The following is a 4,195-nucleotide window of genomic DNA, read 5'->3' as shown; positions in this document are numbered from 1 at the left end:
TGTAGCTATCACAAGAGCTACGCAAACACTCTATTTAAACGAGAAGTATTTGTTGGATTTAGATTTTATTAAAACAATGAAAAAATGGATAGTGTTTGAGTAGGAGACTTAATTAGACATATGCAGACACACCTAAATTATTTAAGTGGTATTGCATAGCAATAGATGATACACCAAAATAGTTAGCCATAGAATCCACTGCAAAACCTAACCCTACAAGGTGCAATACTTCATCTTTTGGCATTAAAAGATTTGCTGCAAAGCAATTCGCTTCAATCTCTTTTATATCTATTCCTTGCGATGTGGTGGTATTTCTTGGGCTTGTATGGCTTGTGCCATCATTATGCAAAATAAAATGCCCTAGTTCGTGTGCCACACTAAAAGTCTGCCTTGTAATGAAATCTGTTTGCTCTATAAAAATCTTTTTTTCTGCATAGAAAATCTGTCCGCTTACATTGCGTGGGAGTGAGGCAGTAAAGACTTGAACGCCTAGAGATTTAGCAACAACAATAGGATCGATAGGGAATTTTATTTTTGCCCCTCTTACTTCATCTGCCTTTTTTGCTATTTTAATCTCATCAATCATTTTACAATATCTCTTTTCTTATTTAACAAGGGGGGGGTAATTCACGACATTTCTTCTAGTTTTTCTAATAAGCCAACAATCCATTGTGGCTCTTTAAAGATATTTAAAAAATTATCTCGTTTCTCTAAAATTTTTTCAAATGTTTGAGTATTGTCAAAAACAATAATGCTATTACAAAGAGGAGCAATTGTATTTAGATTTTTTAAAGATTTATAATATCTTGTTTCAATAACACTAGGGTCAATGCTATGTCCGCCTTTTGCCACCCTTATTTTTACTCTTTCTTTGGCAATCTCTGGATTCTTAACACCCACATAAAAGAGATTAATACAATATTGGGAATCTTTTAAGTTTTGGAATAAAGATAATATGGAATTGCCACATAATGTGCTTTCTTGGTTAAAATCTTTTCCTTCTTTAATATACTTTTCTCTAATTTTTAGAGCGATTTTAGCAGCTCTTATTTGGTCTTTTCTATTTTTCCAATCTCCAAAAGAGCTAACAATTTCATCAATATTAATCCTTAGACCAAAATCCTTTGCGGATTCTAGCTCATTATAATATAGCGTTGTCTTACCAGCTCCATTAACTCCTGCAAAAATATAAGCTTCTTTTGCCATTGCATATCCTCGCATGTTTTTAAATTGTTTCTGCTAATTGATGGTAAATTTCTTTTAGTTTTTTATTAAATAATTCATCTACTAAACTCTCTTTATTAAATTTTTTAGCCAATAGTGCAATTCCCTCTAAAAGCAAAAGATTTTCATTAGAAATTTCTATTTTTTCTGCACCTTTGATAATAAACTCATTAACTTTGTTAGAAAACTCATCATTAGTTAAATTCTTAATATCAATTCCACTATTTTCAATAGATTTTAAAGCATCTTTATTAATTTCAATCTTTTTTAATGCCATTTTACACTCCTTATAGATTAATTTTTGTAATTATAATGTTTTTTGCATTAAACTACTATTTATTATTTATATTTTGGATACATTTATAAAAAATATTACATACTAAATTGACAAATAGAAACCTTTTTTATCTCAACTTATGGTATAATCCATATAAATAATATTACATACTGATATAATATGCAATAAAAATAAGAAAGATAGATTATGGAGCTTGAAAAAGATGGTTTAAGTCTTGATATAGTGAGGTTAAAAAATCTCTTCATTAAAGAATTAGAATCCCTAAACTTTTCAAAAAATACAATTTTGACTTATAATCAACAACTTTTAGTATTTAGTGATTTCTGTGAGGAAATTTCTGATGAAGTAAGACTAAAAAACATCAAGCAAATGCACATTTCTTATTTTTTTGCGTGGCTAGAAGCAAAAATACAACCAAAAAATGCAACAAAGGCAAGTTATTATAGAACATTGAAGAGTTTTTTTAATTTTTTAACAAAAAATAATGATGATTTAATAGACTATGATTATTTATTCAAAAAATTTCCTTTAAAATTAAAAAAAGGCGAAAGCAAAGAAGTAAATCACATAAAATTAGCAGATATGAATAAAATTTTAGACTATTTACAAAAAACTATTGAAAAAAATAATAATTATAAAAACAATAGAAATTCTTTGCTTGTTAAACTATTATTTGGAGCAGGGCTTAGAATCTCTGAAGCACTTAATTTAAAGTTGATAGATTTTACCACTAGCGATATAAATGATGAATTCTATGAGTTAAATATTACAGCAAAAGGTGGAGAGAGACAAAAAGCTTATGTATTAAAAAATCTTATCCGAGATGAGTTTTCATATATCTCCCAAAAGCTTTCTTTGGCAGATTATGTTTTTTTGACTTCACGCAATACGCAATTAAAAAGACAGACTGCTTATATTAATTTAAAGCGTATCTATGAAAAGGCGGGTGTATTTCACAAAGAAGGCTGTCATATTTTAAGACATTCTTTTGCAATGGATTTAATGGCAAAAGATATTAATCTAGGAGTGATACAAAAAGCATTGAGGCATAAAAATATTAATACAACAATGATTTATGCTGATGCAACATCAAATATGATAAAAGAAGCTTTGAAGAAGCGGTGAATTACTCCAGCTTTAAGAAGCTGTAATTGCAGTCAAGGCTTATTAAGTCTAACCCCACTTTTTAGTATTTTTAAGAAAATAATCATAACAATAAAATCCTAAAATATGTTAAAATTTTACTTGATTTTTAACATATTTATTTTGTATGTTAAAAACATATGAGCTTTTTAACATACAAAGGCAAAGAGGAATGAAAGAATTTATCCCAAATGAGCTTCCATTAGAAATTCCTATTAGTGAAAATATTTATAAATTGCTTGTAACTGCTTCAAGGGCTTTGAGTGAGCTAAGAGGTATAGCAAGGACAATTCCCAACCGCTTTATATTGATTAATGCATTAGTCTTACAAGAAGCAAAGGATTCTAGTGAGATAGAAAATATTATCACTACGCACGATGAATTGTTTTTATCGCAAGTTAATCAGAGTAAAATGACAAAAGCTACCAAAGAAGTGCGAGATTATGGTAAGGCTTTAAAAATAGGGTTTTGGCTAATTAGTAAAGACAAGTTATTTAGAAATTCGCATATTTTAGCGATTCAAAAGAAAATTGAACGCAATAATGCAGGATTTAGACGACAAAGTGGCACAATGCTTAAAAATCCTACCACAAATGAAATAAAGCATATTCCACCACAACATTATGAGGATATAGTGCGTTTAATGAGTAATTTAGAGCGATATATTAATGATGATGATATGCAAGACTTAGATCCGCTCATCAAAATGGCAATTATTCATTACCAATTTGAGAGCATACATCCTTTCTATGATGGTAATGGTAGAAGTGGGAGGATTATTAATGTCTTATACTTGTGTATAAGGGACTTTTGGATTTCCCTATACTCTACCTAAGTGGTTACATAGTGCAACATAAAGTGGAATATTATGAGCTTTTAGAAAAGGTGCGTGATGAAAATGCGTGGGAAGAGTGGATAAGCTATATCTTAAAGGGTGTTGAATATATTTCAAAATCAACAATTACAACAATTAAAACTATTAAGAAACTTATGCAATACACAGAATATTTATTAAAAAATCAAACTGAATTTTACACAAAAGATTTTTTAGAGACTTTGTTTATACACCCATACACTAGGATAGAAACTATCAGCAAGAAGTTAGACATTACAAGACAGACCGCATCAAAATATCTTAAAATTTGTGAGGAACTTAAAATCGTGCAATGTGTAAAAATAGGCAGGAATCATTATTATGTGAATGAAAAATTATATGAGATTTTTATAAAAGGAGTATATTAAAAACCTTTGCGTTTTTTTCATAAACCCATTTCCTCCATTACTATAATCTTTTTAATAGCCTCACCAACTTCTAATCCCTTATCGGTTAATTCTTTTATCTTTGCCTTATCTTTTGGGTCTGTTGTTGTTAAATAATAAAAGAATCTATCCATTACAAGTCTATAAGGAATTTTTATCTCCTCAGGTGTGATTAAAAGAAGTTCTGAATATTGTCCTTTGGTAGTAGTAATAGATTTCAATAAAGCTTTTTCGTATTCTGATAGATTAAATAAATTAGAATTAATTAGC

The 4,195-nt window shown here is 29.0% G+C and carries 4 protein-coding genes and 2 pseudogenes; 2 read left to right on the top strand and 4 right to left on the bottom strand.

What is annotated here, in order from left to right:
• Positions 1–112: 112 nt before the first annotated feature.
• Genes LS72_RS10065 through LS72_RS10055 form a run of 3 tightly spaced genes read right to left on the bottom strand, consistent with a single transcriptional unit; the run spans position 113 to position 1,501 of the window.
• Positions 113–586, bottom strand: coding sequence for an ImmA/IrrE family metallo-endopeptidase (locus tag LS72_RS10065; protein WP_052087415.1), 474 nt, complete (start codon positions 584–586; stop codon positions 113–115).
• 41 nt (positions 587–627) lie between these two features.
• Entirely contained in the window at positions 628–1,206 is a 579-nt protein-coding gene (locus LS72_RS10060) for a zeta toxin family protein (protein ID WP_138155323.1), read from the bottom strand.
• Positions 1,207–1,225: 19 nt separating this feature from the next.
• Positions 1,226–1,501: a hypothetical protein gene (locus tag LS72_RS10055; RefSeq protein WP_034555554.1), complete on the bottom strand. Its 276-nt coding sequence runs from the start codon at positions 1,499–1,501 to the stop codon at positions 1,226–1,228.
• Between the two features lie 207 nt (positions 1,502–1,708).
• On the opposite strand from LS72_RS10055, the gene LS72_RS10050 reads away from it, so the two are divergent.
• Together LS72_RS10050 and LS72_RS10045 are read left to right on the top strand one after the other, a co-directional pair.
• The gene (locus LS72_RS10050) at positions 1,709–2,647 is read left to right on the top strand and encodes a tyrosine-type recombinase/integrase (RefSeq protein ID WP_138155322.1); all 939 of its coding nucleotides are present in this window, start codon (positions 1,709–1,711) and stop codon (positions 2,645–2,647) included.
• A gap of 190 nt (positions 2,648–2,837) precedes the next feature.
• A pseudogene (locus LS72_RS10045) lies at positions 2,838–3,907 on the top strand (Fic family protein).
• Between the two features lie 17 nt (positions 3,908–3,924).
• On the opposite strand, the pseudogene LS72_RS10985 reads toward LS72_RS10045, so the two are convergent.
• Positions 3,925–4,195, bottom strand: a pseudogene (locus LS72_RS10985) (TraC family protein); the annotation flags it as partial.

This window comes from Helicobacter apodemus (assembly GCF_000765745.2).
Taxonomy (GTDB): Bacteria; Campylobacterota; Campylobacteria; order Campylobacterales; family Helicobacteraceae; genus Helicobacter_D; species Helicobacter_D apodemus.
This window is presented reverse-complemented; position numbering and strand designations above follow the sequence as displayed.

What these genes read in the sequence shown, in the direction of transcription:
- LS72_RS10050 (WP_138155322.1), top strand. Translation starts at nt 1,709, where the DNA reads ATGGAGCTTGAAAAAGATGGTTTAAGTCTTGATATAGTGAGGTTAAAA.
- LS72_RS10055 (WP_034555554.1), bottom strand. Translation starts at nt 1,501, where the DNA reads ATGGCATTAAAAAAGATTGAAATTAATAAAGATGCTTTAAAATCTATT.
- LS72_RS10060 (WP_138155323.1), bottom strand. Translation starts at nt 1,206, where the DNA reads ATGGCAAAAGAAGCTTATATTTTTGCAGGAGTTAATGGAGCTGGTAAG.
- LS72_RS10065 (WP_052087415.1), bottom strand. Translation starts at nt 586, where the DNA reads ATGATTGATGAGATTAAAATAGCAAAAAAGGCAGATGAAGTAAGAGGG.